The 15,095-nt window shown below is 66.1% G+C and carries 16 protein-coding genes and 1 pseudogene; 9 read left to right on the top strand and 8 right to left on the bottom strand.

The window, feature by feature from the left end; all coding sequences use genetic code 11:
• Positions 1–18: 18 nt before the first annotated feature.
• From ACSQ23_RS20145 to ACSQ23_RS20155, 3 genes are all read right to left on the bottom strand, one after another.
• A complete protein-coding gene (locus ACSQ23_RS20145; RefSeq protein ID WP_055884878.1) occupies positions 19–996 on the bottom strand; it encodes a bifunctional riboflavin kinase/FAD synthetase in 978 nt (325 codons plus the stop codon).
• A gap of 127 nt (positions 997–1,123) precedes the next feature.
• Positions 1,124–1,978 (bottom strand): TIGR01459 family HAD-type hydrolase, encoded by an 855-nt coding sequence (locus ACSQ23_RS20150; RefSeq protein ID WP_055884875.1) that lies wholly within the window; start codon positions 1,976–1,978, stop codon positions 1,124–1,126.
• 11 nt (positions 1,979–1,989) lie between these two features.
• Positions 1,990–3,222 carry an EAL domain-containing protein gene (locus ACSQ23_RS20155; protein ID WP_436091661.1) on the bottom strand — a complete coding sequence of 411 codons (1,233 nt, stop codon included), beginning with the start codon at positions 3,220–3,222 and terminating at the stop codon, positions 1,990–1,992.
• Positions 3,223–3,428: 206 nt separating this feature from the next.
• Between ACSQ23_RS20155 and ACSQ23_RS20160 the strand changes: the two genes are divergently transcribed.
• Entirely contained in the window at positions 3,429–4,226 is a 798-nt protein-coding gene (locus ACSQ23_RS20160) for a helix-turn-helix domain-containing protein (RefSeq protein ID WP_436091662.1), read from the top strand.
• A gap of 20 nt (positions 4,227–4,246) precedes the next feature.
• Here the strand turns inward: ACSQ23_RS20160 and ACSQ23_RS20165 are convergent, their stop codons facing one another.
• Both ACSQ23_RS20165 and ACSQ23_RS20170 read right to left on the bottom strand, forming a co-directional pair.
• On the bottom strand, positions 4,247–4,429 hold the full coding sequence (locus tag ACSQ23_RS20165; RefSeq protein ID WP_055884859.1) for a hypothetical protein: 183 nt from the start codon (positions 4,427–4,429) through the stop codon (positions 4,247–4,249).
• Positions 4,420–5,571, bottom strand: coding sequence for a glycosyltransferase (locus tag ACSQ23_RS20170; protein WP_055884855.1), 1,152 nt, complete (start codon positions 5,569–5,571; stop codon positions 4,420–4,422). Before ACSQ23_RS20170 ends, ACSQ23_RS20165 begins: the two co-directional genes overlap by 10 nt.
• Before the next feature lie 277 nt (positions 5,572–5,848).
• On the opposite strand from ACSQ23_RS20170, the gene ACSQ23_RS20175 reads away from it, so the two are divergent.
• The 8 genes from ACSQ23_RS20175 to bglA all read left to right on the top strand — a co-directional run bounded on the left by ACSQ23_RS20175 (position 5,849) and on the right by bglA (position 11,982).
• Positions 5,849–6,136, top strand: coding sequence for a co-chaperone GroES (locus ACSQ23_RS20175; protein ID WP_055884854.1), 288 nt, complete (start codon positions 5,849–5,851; stop codon positions 6,134–6,136).
• Positions 6,137–6,192: 56 nt separating this feature from the next.
• On the top strand, positions 6,193–7,833 hold the full coding sequence (gene groL / locus ACSQ23_RS20180; protein ID WP_436091663.1) for a chaperonin GroEL: 1,641 nt from the start codon (positions 6,193–6,195) through the stop codon (positions 7,831–7,833).
• A gap of 223 nt (positions 7,834–8,056) precedes the next feature.
• Positions 8,057–8,260, top strand: a complete 204-nt coding sequence (locus tag ACSQ23_RS20185) for a type II toxin-antitoxin system HicA family toxin (protein ID WP_055884848.1) — start codon at positions 8,057–8,059, stop codon at positions 8,258–8,260.
• A gap of 2 nt (positions 8,261–8,262) precedes the next feature.
• Entirely contained in the window at positions 8,263–8,664 is a 402-nt protein-coding gene (locus tag ACSQ23_RS20190) for a type II toxin-antitoxin system HicB family antitoxin (RefSeq protein WP_436091664.1), read from the top strand.
• A 114-nt stretch (positions 8,665–8,778) separates the two neighbouring features.
• On the top strand, positions 8,779–9,306 hold the full coding sequence (locus ACSQ23_RS20195) for a hypothetical protein (RefSeq protein ID WP_156384555.1): 528 nt from the start codon (positions 8,779–8,781) through the stop codon (positions 9,304–9,306).
• 9 nt (positions 9,307–9,315) lie between these two features.
• Positions 9,316–9,546: a helix-turn-helix domain-containing protein gene (locus ACSQ23_RS20200; protein ID WP_055884837.1), complete on the top strand. Its 231-nt coding sequence runs from the start codon at positions 9,316–9,318 to the stop codon at positions 9,544–9,546.
• A 230-nt stretch (positions 9,547–9,776) separates the two neighbouring features.
• Entirely contained in the window at positions 9,777–10,181 is a 405-nt protein-coding gene (locus ACSQ23_RS20205; protein WP_436091665.1) for a hypothetical protein, read from the top strand.
• Positions 10,182–10,323: 142 nt separating this feature from the next.
• On the top strand, positions 10,324–11,982 hold the full coding sequence (bglA, locus tag ACSQ23_RS20210) for a beta-galactosidase BglA (protein ID WP_436091792.1): 1,659 nt from the start codon (positions 10,324–10,326) through the stop codon (positions 11,980–11,982).
• 333 nt (positions 11,983–12,315) lie between these two features.
• Here bglA and ACSQ23_RS20215 read toward each other — a convergent pair.
• From ACSQ23_RS20215 to ACSQ23_RS20225, 3 genes and pseudogenes are all read right to left on the bottom strand, one after another.
• Positions 12,316–13,401 (bottom strand): annotated as a pseudogene (locus ACSQ23_RS20215) (ATP-binding cassette domain-containing protein); the annotation flags it as partial.
• Positions 13,391–14,200 (bottom strand): ABC transporter permease, encoded by an 810-nt coding sequence (locus ACSQ23_RS20220; protein WP_055884832.1) that lies wholly within the window; start codon positions 14,198–14,200, stop codon positions 13,391–13,393. The pseudogene ACSQ23_RS20215 and the gene ACSQ23_RS20220, both read right to left, overlap by 11 nt.
• Positions 14,197–15,042, bottom strand: a complete 846-nt coding sequence (locus ACSQ23_RS20225) for an ABC transporter permease subunit (RefSeq protein WP_082533259.1) — start codon at positions 15,040–15,042, stop codon at positions 14,197–14,199. Before ACSQ23_RS20225 ends, ACSQ23_RS20220 begins: the two co-directional genes overlap by 4 nt.
• Positions 15,043–15,095 lie beyond the last annotated feature (53 nt).

The raw sequence follows: 15,095 nt of genomic DNA on the forward strand, positions 1-15,095 counted from the left end.
AGGCACAACGATTCTACATCAGGTGCGGAAAAAACCCAGCTTCTCGTCGAGTTCGGAAACCGGTAGCGCGGCCTGCAGCAGCAGGCGGGCCTGGGCGGCGTCATTGTTGACGGCAGCGATCAGCTCGTCGAGGCCGGCGAACTTCACCTGGCCGCGCACGGTGCCGAGCAGCGCCACTTCCAGCGTCTCGCCGTAAATGTCCTCGTCGAAATCGAAGATCCAGGTTTCGAAGGGCGGGCGCTCGTTGTTGAACATCGGCTTGCCGTAGCTCGCGACACCATCGAGCAGGCGCCCATTGAGCTTGGCGCGCACGGCGTAGACGCCCTGCAAGAGGCCAAAGCCGGTGGGGCTCGCGGTATTGGCGGTGGGGAAGCCGAGCTCCCTGCCCCGCTGATCGCCCTTCACCACGACGCCGGAGAGGAACCAGTGGTAGCCGAGCAGCTGCGCCGCGCCGGCGACATCGCCCTCGCCGAGCAGGGCGCGGATGCGGGAGGACGAGATATGGTCGTCGCCCTCGTCGAGCATATCGAGGATTTCGACCTCGAAGCCATGGCGAACACCGGCGTCCCTGAGAAAATCCGGAGTGCCCTGGCGCTTGTAGCCGAAATGGAAATCGGCGCCGACCGAGACGCCGGTGACGCCGAGCGCCCCGACGAGGAAGCGGGTGACGAAGTCCTCGGCGACGATGTGGGAGAATTCGAGCGAGAACGGCATCACCACGATGCCATCGAGCCCGAGCGCTTCGGCGATCTCGGCCTTCTGGTCGGCATAGGTCAAACGGAACATGAACGGCGCCGGCGCGAACACGTCGCGCGGGTGCGGCTCGAAGGTGAGGACCAGCGCCGGCACGCCAAGCGCGGCAGCGCGGGCCTTCAGCGCCCGGAACACGTGCTGATGACCGCGGTGGCAGCCGTCGAAATTGCCGATCGCGACCATGGCGCCGCGCAGCGACGCCGGAACCTGGTCGAGTCCAGCGAGCCTGATGAAGCCGCTCAAATTCGTACCCGCCTTGAGAGTGATGGCGATATGGCAAGAAACCGGATGGGTTGCAAGGCAGCTAAGGTTGGAGGCTGCTATGCGGAACGCTCCCCCTGGCGGGTGAGATGACCGAGGGGCCCGGTGGCTACCAGCTCAGCCGCGGCATGAATCCAGCGACATTGGCGCCACTCGGTTCGACCAGGCGACGGATGGCTTCGGGGTCCGGGTTGCCGAAAGCATCGAGTTCGGCGGCATGGATCGAACCGGTGACGAACAGCAGGTCGAGCCCGGCGCCGGCGGCGCCGATGGCGTCGGTGCGCACCGAGTCGCCGATGGCGAGGATGCGCGTGCGGTCGACCGGGCGGCCGGCAGCCTTTTCGGCGAGGCGAAGGGCCTCGGCATAGATTGGCTTATAGGGCTTGCCGACCATGACGATCATGCCGCCGCGGGCCTCATAGAGATCGGCGAGAGCGCCGCCGCAATAGAGGATCTGGTCGCCATGCTCGACCACCCGATCCGGATTGGCGGCGATCAGCGGCAGATTGCGGCTGAGCCACAGGGTGATCCGGTCATTGTACATGTCCGGCGTGTCGTGGTCGGTATCGAGGTCGGTGACGACGATGGCCCTCGCATCCTCGGCGCGGCCGATGGTGATGTCGAGACCCTCAAACAGGCTGTCATTATCGTGCGGCGGGCCGACATAGTGAACGGTCTGGCCGCGATAACGCTCGAGCACGACGCGGGTGGCGTCGCCCGAGGTCACCACATCGTCATAGGCTTCGCGCGAGACGCCGAGCCGATCCATCATCTCGATGATCGGGCCGTGCGGACGCGGAGCATTGCTGATCAAGACGACACGGCCGCCATTGCGGCGATAGTTGACCAGCGCCTCGACGGCGGTCGGGTGGGCGGCGATGCCATTGTGCACGACGCCCCAGATGTCGCTCAAAACCACATCGTAGCGGGGGGCGATCCCGCTCAGTCCGGCAAGTGCCTGCATAGTCTATCCTATTACGCTTGCGCCTCGATGCGGCGCTCGGCATCGCGCGGACGCTCGGCAACGAGATCCGGGCGAACCGGGCCGGGCCGGCCGATATGCGGTCCCTGCACGAGGCTGATGCCATCTTCGAACAGGCTGAGCAACTGCTGCTCATCGATCACCCCGGTGCCGCAGAGCTCGATCTCGAAGCGCTTGGCGTAGGGGGCGATATCGGCGGTGTGGAAATCGGTGAAGCTTTGCGGCTGCGACAGGAAGCGGGTCGCATCGAACCGCACGTCGCTGAAGCCGAGGCCCTCGAGCTCGGCGAAGTCGAAGCGCAGCGAGGTGGCGTCGGTGAGGACGAACCCGGCGCCGGCCTTGCGGAACTCGTAGAGCGCGCGCTTCTCAGTCGGGCCGAGCGGCTTCCACTCGGTCTGCCGGATGGCGAAGTTCAGCGAGGCGGTGATCGCCTGGTTGGCGACGAGCGTCGCCGTCACCTGCTCGAGCCCCTTCTTGTCGAGGATGGTGGCGCGGCTCAACGGCAGGAACAGGGTGATCGGCTGGCCGGAGGTTTTGGCCCGCCGCGCGATGGTGACGGCTTCCTCGAGCGCCATCGCTTCGATACGGCGGATCAGGTCCTCGCCGCCGCGGCGCGGCATGAAATCGGGCGCATCGGCAAGCCCGCCCGCATCCTGCATCAAGCGCGGCACGAGGTCGTAGCCGAGCGGTTTCCTGGCCGGTAGCCTGACCACCGGCTCGATGTGAAAGACCAGCCGGTTGGAATCGAGCGCAGCGCGGACCTCAGCCTCAGGAATCATCGGATCGAGGAAGATGTCGTCGTCTGGCTCTGCCGGTTCTGCCATCGCTTCGGCGAGACGGGAACCACCATCGGTGCGCCGGGCCTCCTCGAATTCGGCCAGCGCTTCGGCGAGCTGCCGGGTGACGGTGCCGAGCACCGAGATATCGGCCTCGATGCCGTCGAGCCGGCTACCCACATTGGTATCGGCAATGGCGTTGACGCGCTGGCTCAGCACCTGCCCGGCCCTGGCATCGGTCGACAGCAGCCGCGCCAGATCCTCGACGGCGCGCTCGAGCCGCGCTTCCGAGCGCTGGCGCAGGCGGCGCTCCATCAGCATGACGGCGAGCGCACCAAAGGCAATTGCGGTAACAAAAGCTTCGATCGGCGAAAAGGTCAGCCCGAAATAGGCCGCCGCCGCAACGCCAAGCGTGGCCAGCGCAATGAAGATGTAGACGAGGCCTTGCACTTAACGCTCGGGCTCCCACAGTGGCCAACGGGATTCAACGCATCCCGTCATAGCATCGGGCGGGCCCTGCCGAAAGGCGCGGGGATGCGGGAGCTGTGGCAAACCGCGGGCTCGGCGGGTTTGCGCACGGATCGGCTGGAACGCTTTATTTACCCAGTTCGTCAACACTCCATTCAGCACAGCCACGTGCCCAAGGACTTGTCACCATGCCCGCTCCCGGCTTCGGCCTGGATAACGCCGTCCGTATCCTGCTCGTCGAGCGCGACGAGGCCGGCGCCCGGAGCCTGATCGAGATGCTCGATCAGGGATTCATCATCGCACCCGAGATCGCGCTGGCTTGCGGCGGCCGCGAGGCGGCAGACCGGCTGCGCCTCGCATCATACGACCTGCTGCTGGCGGACCTCGACAGCCTTTGCGACCTCTCAGCGGAGCCCGAGGACGCGGTGGCGCGGCTGGCGCGGCTGGCGTCGGGATCGCTGGTGGTGGTGCTTTCCGACGGGGCTTCGGTATCAGCGACGCTCGCGGTATTGCAGGCAGGCGCGCACGAGCACGTGACCCGGCCGGTCGATGGCGCGGTGCTGTCGGCGCGGCTCGGCGAGCTGGCACATCGGCATGGCCGAGCCATCGCCGGAGCGTTCCGCGGACCGGTGGAGCGGGAGCGTGTGGCCGGGCTGATTGATGCCTCCAGCCAGCTGCAGACGGTGCTCGACTTCGTGGCGCGCGACCTGCCGGGGAGCGCAGAAAACCTCGAAGGCGTGGCCCGCCGAATCGTCGCGATGTTCGATGGCGGCGAGACGGAACGACGCGCCGCTTCGACGGAATCGCCGATGCGCCCGGCCGTGCTGCCGATGTGGCAACAGGAACAGCGGATCATCGAGGACGCGATCGAGAGTTTTGCGGGCAACATCGCGCTCGCTGCCGCAGCGCTGGAGCTCAGCCCCTCGACGATCTACCGCAAGCGGCAGGCTTGGGCGGAACTCGAAGGCAAGAAGGGCGCGGCTTAGAACGCGCCCTTACAGAGGGTTTAGCCCTTCAGCTTATCGCGGGCCTTCTTGGCCGTGGCGAAGGCGCGGGCTTCTTCGCCGAGGGCTGAGCCCTTCTTCACCACGGTGCCGCTGGCGTCGACAAGGCTCCAGTCCCACTTGGTGTTGGGGCCGACGCCACCGGTGCGGCGGAGCTTGATTTCGAGTTCTGCGCTTACCGCCATGTGAACACCTTTGTAACGGAGTAGTTGAAGACGACGCTCATCAGCACGCCGAGCAGGCCGGCCACATAGAACTGGCCATCATAGGCATAGATCCAGCTGGCAACCGAGACGTTGGCGAGGGCGCCGATGGAGCAGACTGCATAGAAGGTGAGCATGCCGGTGAGATAGCGCCAGCCGCGCAGCTTCTTGTTGGCGTAGGTCAGCTCGTTGTTGAGCATGAAATTGAAGGTCATGGCGAGGAGCGTTGCCGCGACCTGCGACCAGACGAAGTTGAAGCTCAGCACCTCATGGGTGAACCACAGCGTCCCCATATGCACCACGACGCCGAGGCCGCCGACCAGGGCAAACAGCAGGAAAGTGGTGGGCAGCAGACCGCCGGAGAGCTTGGAGACGATCAGGCCGAGGAACTGCACCACGACGATCGAGCTCATCTTGCTCTCGCCGGCGTGGCGCGGGCGGAAGGTATAGGGCACCTCGCCGATGCGCAGCTCCTTGCCCTGGCGGGCGCGCGAGCGGCCGGCCGAGACGATGATATCGAGCAGGATCTTGAAACCGTCATCGCTGAGCGAGGGAGCGATTTCGTCGAAGACGCTCCGTCGCATCAGGAAGAAGCCACTCATCGGGTCGCTGAGCGACTTACCGGTGACTAGGCTCGAGAGCCTAGTGGCAAAGCGGCTGCCGGCTTCGCGCGTTCTGGACAGACCGTCGCCGACGCTGCCTTCCCCGCTATAGCGGGTGCCGACGACGATGTGATCGCCGGCGATGGCCTTCTCAAGCATCTGCGGCAGGATGGTTTCGTCGTGCTGCAGATCGGCGTCGATGACGGCAAAGTAGGGAGCGGCGCTGGCGAGGATGCCCTCGACCACCGCCGAGCTCAGGCCGCGGCGACCGAGGCGGTGGATGCCGCGCACGTTCTGGTGGCGGCGTGACATGTCGCGCACCACTTCGGAGGTGCCGTCGGGAGAATTGTCGTCGACGACAATGAACTCGAACGGCGTGGCGCCGAGGGCGGCCGTGACCTTGTCGTACAACAGCGCGACGTTATCGCGCTCATTGTAGCTGGGGACGATCACCGCGAGCTGCGGGGCGACCCAGGCCTCGGGGGATTTGCGGGGGTGGCTATCGAACTGGACGACGGTCACGTCTGCTCCGAAGGTATCTCAGGCGCTTCAGGTACTGCCAAGCCGGGCGCTTTGCAACTTACCATCAAGGCGGCTTGCGGTTCTCTCGGCACTACAAACGTGGCGACAGCGGGCCCGTTTCATGCGTTCGTCGCATAGCCGCCACATCGTCATCGTATGGCTCGCCTCGTCCTTGACTCGCTTTGGGGGCTCTCCTATATCCCCTTCCAGCTGTTAGCACTCCTCGATCACGAGTGCTAACAGAGGCGAAATCACTTGATTGCTGATAGGAGCAAAAATGGCTTTCCGTCCCCTGCACGACCGCGTGGTCGTCCGGCGCGTCGACAGCGAAGAGAAATCGGCTGGCGGCATCATCATCCCCGACACCGCCAAGGAAAAGCCCTCTGAGGGTATTGTCGAGGCCGTCGGCCCCGGCGCCCGTGACGAGAGCGGCAAGGTCGTGGCGCTGGACGTCAAGGCCGGAGACCGGATCCTGTTCGGCAAGTGGAGCGGCACCGAGGTGAAGCTCGACGGCAAGGATCTGCTGATCATGAAAGAATCCGACATCATGGGCGTGATCTCATAACCAGGCGTTCCGCCGGTTCCGATCTCTCCCCTTTCAACTCGTAAGGAGCGCCTCTCATGGCTGCGAAAGACGTAAAGTTCTCCACCGATGCCCGCGACAAGATGGTCCGCGGCGTCAACATCCTCGCCAACGCGGTGAAGGTCACGCTGGGTCCGAAGGGCCGCAACGTCGTGATCGACAAGTCGTTCGGCGCGCCGCGCATCACCAAGGACGGCGTCACCGTCGCCAAGGAAATCGAGCTCGAGGACAAGTTCGAGAACATGGGCGCCCAGATGCTGCGCGCCGTGGCCTCCAAGACCAACGACATCGCCGGTGACGGCACCACCACCGCGACCGTGCTCGGCCAGGCCATCGTCAACGAAGGCGTCAAGCTCGTCGCCGCCGGCATGAACCCGATGGACCTGAAGCGCGGCATCGACCTCGCCGTGACCGAAGTCGTCGCCAACCTGAACGCGGCCAAGAAGATCATCTCGTCCAACGCCGAAGTCGCGCAGGTCGGCACCATTTCGGCCAATGGCGAGTCCGCCATCGGCGAGATGATCGCCAACGCGATGCAGAAGGTCGGCAACGAGGGTGTGATCACCGTCGAGGAAGCCAAGACCGCCGAGACCGAACTCGACGTCGTCGAGGGCATGCAGTTCGACCGCGGGTACCTCTCGCCGTACTTCGTCACCAACGCCGAGAAGATGGTTGCGGTGCTCGAGGATCCGGTGATCCTGCTGCACGAGAAGAAGCTCTCGAACCTGCAGGCCATGCTGCCGATTCTCGAAGCCGTGGTGCAGTCGCAGCGTCCGCTGCTGATCGTTGCCGAGGACATCGAGGGCGAGGCTCTGGCGACGCTCGTGGTGAACCGTCTGCGTGGTGGCCTCAAGGTCGCTGCCGTCAAGGCTCCGGGCTTCGGTGATCGCCGCAAGGCCATGCTCGAGGACATCGCCGTCCTGACCGGCGGCCAGGTGATCTCGGAAGATCTCGGCATCAAGCTCGAGAACGTCACCCTCGACATGCTGGGCACTGCCAAGCGCGTGGAAATCTCCAAGGAGAACACCACGATCGTCGACGGCGCCGGCCAGAAGTCCGACATCGAAGGCCGCGTGGCCCAGATCAAGTCGCAGATCGAAGAGACCACTTCGGACTACGACAAGGAAAAGCTGCAGGAACGCCTGGCCAAGCTCGCCGGCGGTGTTGCGGTGATCAAGGTCGGCGGCTCGACCGAAATCGAAGTGAAGGAGCGCAAGGATCGCGTCGACGACGCGCTGAACGCTACCCGCGCTGCGGTTGAAGAAGGCATCGTGCCGGGCGGCGGCGTCGCGCTGCTGCGCGCTTCGAACGCCATCACCGTCAAGGGCGCGAACCCCGACCAGCAGGCCGGTATCGCCCTCGTCCGTCGCGCTCTGCAGGAGCCGGTCCGTCAGATCGCCAACAATGCCGGCGATGAAGGCTCGGTTGTGGTCGGCAAGATCCTTGAGAACGCCTCGCCGAACTTCGGCTACAACGCCCAGACCGGCGAGTATGGCGACATGATCGCGCTCGGCATCGTCGACCCCGTCAAGGTGGTTCGCACGGCGCTGCAGGATGCGGCCTCGGTCGCCTCGCTCCTCATCACCACCGAGGCGATGATCGCCGAGGTGCCGAAGGACGCAGCTCCGGCAATGCCGGGCGGCGGTGGCATGGGCGGCATGGGCGGCATGGACTTCTAAGTCCGGCTTCCAGCCAACACATCCGATCTTCTCACGAAGGTCACGAACGGGAGGGCGGTCCACTGGGCCGCCCTTTCGTTTTAGGATGACGCGCAGTCGCCGGTGGTACCGCTGCCCCTGAAGCGCGCCGATACAGGTCCTGTATTGAACCGCAATGCGGTGTGTATTATGTTACACGCGTTGCGCATGAAGTGCTTCGTACTCGTCAAGGGAAGGAGTGCGCATGCGCGTCGAAACCAACAGCCGCAAGCTGATCAAGCTGCTGGAGGCCGACGGTTGGTACGAAGTCGGTGTCGAGGGATCGCACCATCACTTCAAGCATCCAGCCAAGCCGGGAAAGATCCAGGTACCGCACCCACGCAAGGACCTGCCATTTGGCACAGCGCGCAGCATCATGCGGGACGCGGGTCTGCTAGAAAGAGACTAAAGATGCACTATGTCGCCCTGATGCATAAGGACCCTGACTCCGCCTACGGCGTGAGCTTTCCCGATTTGCCGGGATGCTACTCGGCGGGCGACACCGTTGAAGAGGCGACGCGCAACGCCACTGAAGGGCTCGGTGCCTTCGTGCGCTGGATGGAGGCAGACGGCGACATTGTCCCTGCCCCCCGTCCACCCGACCAGATCATTGCAGACCCCGCGCTGGCGGAAGACCGCCGAGGTGCGGTGCTCGTCCTGATCCCCCTAGTCCGCGATCTCGGCTCCACGACGCGTATCAACGTCTCGCTCGACCTAGGATTGCTGGAGGCCATCGACGCCGCAGCAAAGCACCGCAAGCAGACACGGTCCGCGTTCATCGCCTCTGCAGTTCGCAAGGAACTCGCGGCGTAGCAAGGCCGGCTGACAACAGCGGACGCCTATTTCTCGTTTGTCGCGAACGATTCATCGCTTTACGTGATAGCGCGGCGCATGGAATATGCGCCGGAAACTGCGATGGGGCAGCAGATGGCGCGATCGACGACTGAGCGAATCGGGGCGATCCGGACCTGGAGCCGACGGTTCGGCGTCGGGCTGCTGCTGGTGATAATCGCCCTGCCGGTGGGAACGCTGGCGGCGCTGCTGGCGAGCCGGCTGTTTGGCGGCGACGTCTATATCGGGCCGCCCGACCCGGTGGATCTGTCGACGGTATCGCTGGGCAGCGCCGTGCTGATCGGCACCGGCGCGCTGCTCAGCGTCGGGCTCTATCTCGTGCCGCTCTACTTCCTGCGCCAGCTGTTCGGCCTGTGGGCGGCGGGCCAGATCCTGACGCGCGGCGCAGCGAGCGCCATCCGGCGGGCCGGCATAGCGCTGCTGGTCGCCACGGCCGGCTCCAGCGTGATCGGGCCGCTGACTGACCTGATGGCCAATGAGCTGGGCCGTTTCTCGATCAGCATCGACCTCGCCAACCTGCTGCCGGCAGGGGTGATCTACGTCGTCGGCCTGGTGCTCGACGAAGCTGCGCGCGTCGCCGAAGACGCCAAGCTGACGATCTAGGCGCTGGCGATGATCATCGTGAACCTCGACGTGATGCTGGCGCGCCGCAAGATGCGGCTGGGCGATCTTGCCGACGCGGTCGGCATCTCGATGCAGAACCTCAGTGTGCTCAAGACCGGCAAAGCCAAGGCGGTGCGGTTTTCGACGCTGAACCGGCTGTGCGACGTGCTGCAGTGCCAGCCAGGCGACCTGCTGGCCTATGAGCGCCGGCCCGAGGACGATCTGTCTGACGACGATTGATTTCACGATTATCGTGATATTGTTATTGACTATCGATACGTGATGCGGCATCTCTAGGTCTGCACGCAGGATCGCTTCATACGCACCTGCCCCGCTGGCGTGCGGGGGGCAGCTTTCGAGGTACTGATAATGATCTCTCGTCTCACGGCATCCGCCGCGGGCGCGCTGGCGTTCGCGCTCGTTTTCACCGGCATCGGGGCTGCAGCCGCTACGGGCTCGAGGAGCGGCACATGCTGAAAGCCATTGCCTGGGGCCTGGTCACCATGCTGCTGTCTATGGTGCCGGAGTGGGCGAAAGCCGAGGAGCCAGCGCTGGCGGGCCGTTGGACTTCGGCCGACCGCAGCAGCGTGATCGAGATCGCCGGTTGTGCGGACATGGCCGGGGCGTTGTGCGCCACGGTACTTGCCGATAAGCCCGCGGCGGGCGAGCCCAGCCTCGCCGGCAAGCTGGTGGGGGTGAACTTTGCGCCGATCAGAGGCGGCTGGGCAGGGCAAATCCTCACCGGGGACGGCAGCGCGCTGCCGGCGACCATCACTTTACCCAACATCACGCAGCTCGACCTCAAGGTGTGCATGATGGCGGTGTTGTGCGACGAAGTCTCTTACTACCGGGTGGGTGGCTCGGTGGGGAACTGAGCATCGAGCTTTCAGTATCGCGCAAGGCTCCTCCGCATCGGCCGGCGATTGACTCCGGCCCTGCCCTCGCGCCAAACGTCGCGAGAGCAGCCCAGGGAGTTTCAGCATGAGCGTTGTGCCGCCGATGATGGCCGTTCCGCCGATGACGGAGCAGAAGTCGACGCCCGAGCAGCCTCTCGACAAGGACTGGTGGCGTGGCGCGGTGATCTACCAGATCTACCCGCGCTCGTTTCAGGACCATAACGGCGACGGCGTCGGCGACCTCGTCGGGATCACCGAGCGGCTCGACTATGTCGCCGACCTCGGCGTCGACGCGATCTGGCTCAGCCCGTTCTTCACCTCGCCGATGAAGGATTTCGGCTACGACGTTTCCAACTATCGCGACGTCGATCCGATCTTCGGCACGCTCGGGGATTTCGACCGGCTGCTCGAGAAGGCGCATTCGCGCGGGCTGAAAGTGATCATCGACCAGGTGATCTCGCACACCTCGGACAAGCACCCGTGGTTCTCGGAGAGCCGGCAGAACCGGACCAACCCGCGGCACGACTGGTATGTGTGGGCCGACCCCAACCCCGACGGGACGCCGCCCAACAACTGGCTGTCGATCTTCGGCGGCTCGGCCTGGGCGTGGGACAGCCGGCGCATGCAGTATTACATGCACAATTTCCTCACCTCGCAGCCCGACCTCAACTTTCACAATCCGGATGTGCAGGACGCGGTGCTCAGCGATATGCGGTTCTGGCTGGAGCGCGGGGTCGATGGGTTCCGGCTCGACACGGTGAACTTCTACTTCGCCTCGCTGGGGCTCGAATCCAACCCGGTGGTGAAACCGGAGGATTTCAATGCTTCGACGGCGCCGGCGGTGAACCCCTATAATTTCCAGGAGCACCTCTACGACAAGAGCCGGCCGGAGAACCTCGAATTCCTGACCCGCATCCGCGCCCTGCTCGATGAGTACCCGGGGCGGACCAGCGTGGGCGAGATCGGCGACAGCCAGCATCAGCTCGAGGTGATGGCGCAGTACACCTCGGGCACCGACAAGCTGCATATGGCCTACACCTTCGATTATCTCGGTGGGGCATTCGACGCCCGGCATTTCAAGACGTCGATCGACCTGACGGAAAAGGACGCGCCCGACGGCTGGATCTGTCTTGCCTTCTCCAACCACGACGTGGTGCGGCATGTGAGCCGCTGGATGAGCCATGGCGACCGCGAGGCGTTCGGCAAGCTGACGGCGACGATGCTGCTGACGATGCGCGGCTCGGTGTGCCTGTACCAGGGTGAAGAGCTGGGGCTTACCGAGGCCGAGTTGGCATTCGAGGACCTGGTGGACCCCTACGGCATCGAGTTCTGGCCACAGTTCAAAGGCCGCGACGGATGCCGGACGCCGATGGTCTGGCAGTCCTCGGCGCATCTGGGCGGCTTCTCGACCGCACCGCGGGCCTGGCTGCCGGTGCCGGGCGACCACCTCCTGAAAGCGCCGGACCTGCAGGAGAAGCAGAACGACTCGCTGCTGCACCACTACCGGGCAACGCTGAAGTTCCGGCGCCAGCACAAGGCGCTGGTGAAAGGGACGATCCGGACGCTCGACGCGCCGGAGGGGGTACTGATGTTCACCCGGACGGCCGGCAGCGAGACGCTACTTTGTGCCTTCAACATGACTGGCGGCCCGGTCGTCGTCCGCCTGCCCGACGGGCTCGGGGTCAAGGGGATCGACGCTCCCGGCTCGGTCGCTGCCCCCGTCGGTGACGGCGACCTCGCCCTGCCGGCTTTCGCCGGGTTCGTCGGGGCTGTGCTCTAGCACAGGCGCTGGTGGCGCTTCGGGAGGCGCTGGCGGCTCGGGTGCCGCGGGCGGCGGCTCGACCACCGGGGGCGCCGGCGACAGCGGCTCGGGATAGCGGGCGGCGAGCAGCGCCTGGGTAGCCACATGGTGGCCAATCTCGGCCAGCTCGGACGGCTTGCCGCCTTCGACGATGTGACCGGCGTCGAGCACGAGGATACGGTCGGCGACGAGCCGCAGCACGTCGAACTCGCGGCTGGCGCAGAGCACGGTGAGGCCATAGTCCGAACGGACGCGGTTGAATAAGACGAGAAATTCGGCCTGTTCGACCGGATCGAGCGCGGCGGTCGGCTCATCGAGGACGATGAGGCTGGGGCGGCTGACCAGCGCGCGCGCCAAAGCGAGGCGCTGCAACTCTGCCGTGGTGAACTGGCCGGGCAGATGATCGAGCACATCAGGCGCGAGACCGACGACGCGAACAGCTTCGACCAGGCGATCGGCCTGCTCGTCGATCAGCAATTGCTCTTCGACGCGCAGCGGCTCGGTGAGCGATAGTCCCACCGCCAGATCCGGATTGAAGGCCGCGCGCGGATCAGGGAACAGCAAGCTGATGCGGGCGCGCGCCTCGCGGGCAAGATCGTCGCCGCGATAGGGCGTGCGATCGAACGCCAGCTGGCCGGCGCTGGCGCGTCCGAGCCCGGCAACCAGCCGGAGCAGCTCCGACTTACCAGCCCCGGCGGCGCCGAGCAGGCCGACGGCCTCGCCGCGGCGCACCGACAGGGTGATGTTCTCAAGCACCGCGATAGGCGGCTTGCGCTTCCAGAGCCGCGAGGTGGGATCGGCGAAACGCTTGCCGAGCCCCTGGAGCTCGAGCAGCGGCTCGCCGATGGGCGGGCGAGCCATGGTGCGGGTGCGGGGCCTGCCGGCGCTCACCAATTCGCGCGTCGCGGCGTGCTGCGGGCGCTCCTGCAACGCGGCGGCCGGGCCGCGCTCGACCAGCTTACCGCCCGAGAGGATAGCCGTCTCGAGTCCCATGGCGAGCGGCAGGCGGAAGTCCCGGGTGAGGATCAGCAACGCCACGCCGCGGTCGCGGTTGGCGGTGAGCAGCGCGGTCAGCAGTTCGCGTTGCGCGGCAGGGTCGAGGGCCCTGCCCGGCTCGTCGCAGACGATGAGATCGACGCCGCGATCGAGGCAGCGTCCAAGCTCCATCGGATCGGCATCGGCGCCGATGACGCCAGGGCGTTTGCCGGGGAGTCCGGTGCCATGAACGGTGACGCCGGCCGGTAGCAGGCCGGCGATGACCTGGGCCAGTAGGGTCTTGCCACTGTTGGCGCGACCGACGATGGCGAGGGCAGCGCCATCGGCCAGCACAAGGTCGAGGCTGGCGATGGGATGGCTACCGGCGATGGCGAGGTCGAGGCCGGCGAGCTCAAGCGCCATGACGCGTTCCTCTGAGGCCGCTGGCGGCGAGCATCAGGGCCAGCGCGGTGACCACGGCGACCGCGCCGGGAACGACGATCAGCAGCGGGCGGATGGTCATGAACTGCTGGGCCTCGCGCAGCATCAGGCCAAGGCTGGCGCCGGGTGGCAGCACACCCAGGCCGGCAAAGGAAAGACTGACCTCGATGAGGATGGCGACGGCCAGGAGCTCGAGGCCAAGCGCAACGAGTTGCGGCAGCAGCCGCGGCAGCACATGGCGCTGTGCGGCGGCGAGCGGGCGGAGGCCGGCGAGGCGCGCCGCGGTGACATAGTCGCGGTGCCACAACGGCGCGAGGATGCGGCGGGTGATGACGGCGGCGACCACCACGCCGGGGAGCGCAATGGCGAGAAACAGCGTGAGGTTGGCGGGCGCGGCGAGGCCACTGACCAGCACACCGATGAGCAGCGCAGGGGGCAGCATACCGATGGCATGCGCCGTGCGGTTGGAGGGCGGCAGCCGCAGAGCGAGCGCAACGCCCATTGGGATGCCGACGAACAGACTGGCAAGCGTGCCGAAGATGGCAAGCAGGAGCGTCGTGAGTGTTGCGGCCATAAGCACCGAGGCGCCATCGCGGCCGGTGGCGTCGGTGCCGATCCAGTGGATGGCGTCGGGCTCGGCGAGCGGGGTCAGGCTGGCGGCGCCATGCGGGGTCCAGGCGAGGGAGGTCAGCGCGAGGATGGCGATGATCAGCGCAAGCGCGGCGCCGAGGACGACGCGCAGGTCGATGCCGGGCCGGACTGAGGCGGCTTCGAGGGTCATGGCCGCAACTCCGCGCGAAAGGCGGGATCGACCAGCACACGCAGCAGCGCCAGGAGCAGCATACCGAAGGCGGCGACCATGATCAGCAGCAGCAAGCCGCCGCGCAGCAGTGCCAGATCGTGCTGCTCGGCGGCGCCGAGAATCTGGCGGCCCAGGCCGGGAAGGAAGAAGACGCTCTCGACCAGCGCCGCGCCGATCAACAGGGCGCCGAAGGTGCGCGCCATCGCCTGCGGCAACTCGGCCAGCGCGCGGGCGAGGCCGAGCTGCCAGCTCGCCTCGAAGGCAGCGATGCCATCGGCGCGCAGGCGCTGCACGTCACGCTCGGCCACGCGGCCGAGATCGCGGCGAATGCGCAGGGCGAGCTGGCCGGCATAGGGAAGGCCGAGGGCAAGCGACGGCAGCAGCAGCGAGGCGAGCGCGCCCAGTGGGTTGCTCCAGGGGACGAAGCCGCTGGCAGGCAGCAGCTTCAGCAGACCCGCGAACAGCAGCGCCAGCAGCATGCCGAGCCAGAACGGCGGCAACAGCGCAAGCACGCCTGAGAGGACGCGCACCAGCCGATCGACCAAGCCGCGATAGCGGCCGGCGGCAAGGCCGAGGCCTGCCCCCACTGCGCCAGCGACAAGCAGCGCCAGCAGCGCCAGTGGCAGGGTGACGGCGAGACGCTCGCCGAAGGTGTTAGGCGCACCGGTGTCGCCAACGAACAGGCCGAGGAACCGAGCCCAGGCGGGGCGATCGGCGCCGCCGGCACCGGGCAGGACGTCAAGGAAAAGGAACAGCAGCACGGCGGCGCCGAGGACCGCTCCGACTGCCAACACGAGCCGCGTGAGGACGTAGTCTCTCATGCCCCGACGCCCCAACAACCAATCAAATGAAGGAAAGACCCAACCGGCTAATG

The sequence above is a fragment of the Devosia sp. LjRoot16 genome (genome assembly GCF_964252795.1).
In the GTDB taxonomy this organism is placed as follows: domain Bacteria; phylum Pseudomonadota; class Alphaproteobacteria; order Rhizobiales; family Devosiaceae; genus Devosia_A.

Coding starts and splice junctions, on each gene's coding strand:
- ACSQ23_RS20150 (WP_055884875.1), bottom strand. CDS start 1,978: ATGCAGGCACTTGCCGGACTGAGCGGGATCGCCCCCCGCTACGATGTG.
- ACSQ23_RS20160 (WP_436091662.1), top strand. CDS start 3,429: ATGCCCGCTCCCGGCTTCGGCCTGGATAACGCCGTCCGTATCCTGCTC.
- ACSQ23_RS20165 (WP_055884859.1), bottom strand. CDS start 4,429: ATGGCGGTAAGCGCAGAACTCGAAATCAAGCTCCGCCGCACCGGTGGC.
- ACSQ23_RS20175 (WP_055884854.1), top strand. CDS start 5,849: ATGGCTTTCCGTCCCCTGCACGACCGCGTGGTCGTCCGGCGCGTCGAC.
- groL (WP_436091663.1), top strand. CDS start 6,193: ATGGCTGCGAAAGACGTAAAGTTCTCCACCGATGCCCGCGACAAGATG.
- ACSQ23_RS20185 (WP_055884848.1), top strand. CDS start 8,057: ATGCGCGTCGAAACCAACAGCCGCAAGCTGATCAAGCTGCTGGAGGCC.
- ACSQ23_RS20190 (WP_436091664.1), top strand. CDS start 8,263: ATGCACTATGTCGCCCTGATGCATAAGGACCCTGACTCCGCCTACGGC.
- ACSQ23_RS20195 (WP_156384555.1), top strand. CDS start 8,779: ATGGCGCGATCGACGACTGAGCGAATCGGGGCGATCCGGACCTGGAGC.
- ACSQ23_RS20200 (WP_055884837.1), top strand. CDS start 9,316: ATGATCATCGTGAACCTCGACGTGATGCTGGCGCGCCGCAAGATGCGG.
- ACSQ23_RS20205 (WP_436091665.1), top strand. CDS start 9,777: ATGCTGAAAGCCATTGCCTGGGGCCTGGTCACCATGCTGCTGTCTATG.
- bglA (WP_436091792.1), top strand. CDS start 10,324: ATGACGGAGCAGAAGTCGACGCCCGAGCAGCCTCTCGACAAGGACTGG.
- ACSQ23_RS20220 (WP_055884832.1), bottom strand. CDS start 14,200: ATGACCCTCGAAGCCGCCTCAGTCCGGCCCGGCATCGACCTGCGCGTC.
- ACSQ23_RS20225 (WP_082533259.1), bottom strand. CDS start 15,042: ATGAGAGACTACGTCCTCACGCGGCTCGTGTTGGCAGTCGGAGCGGTC.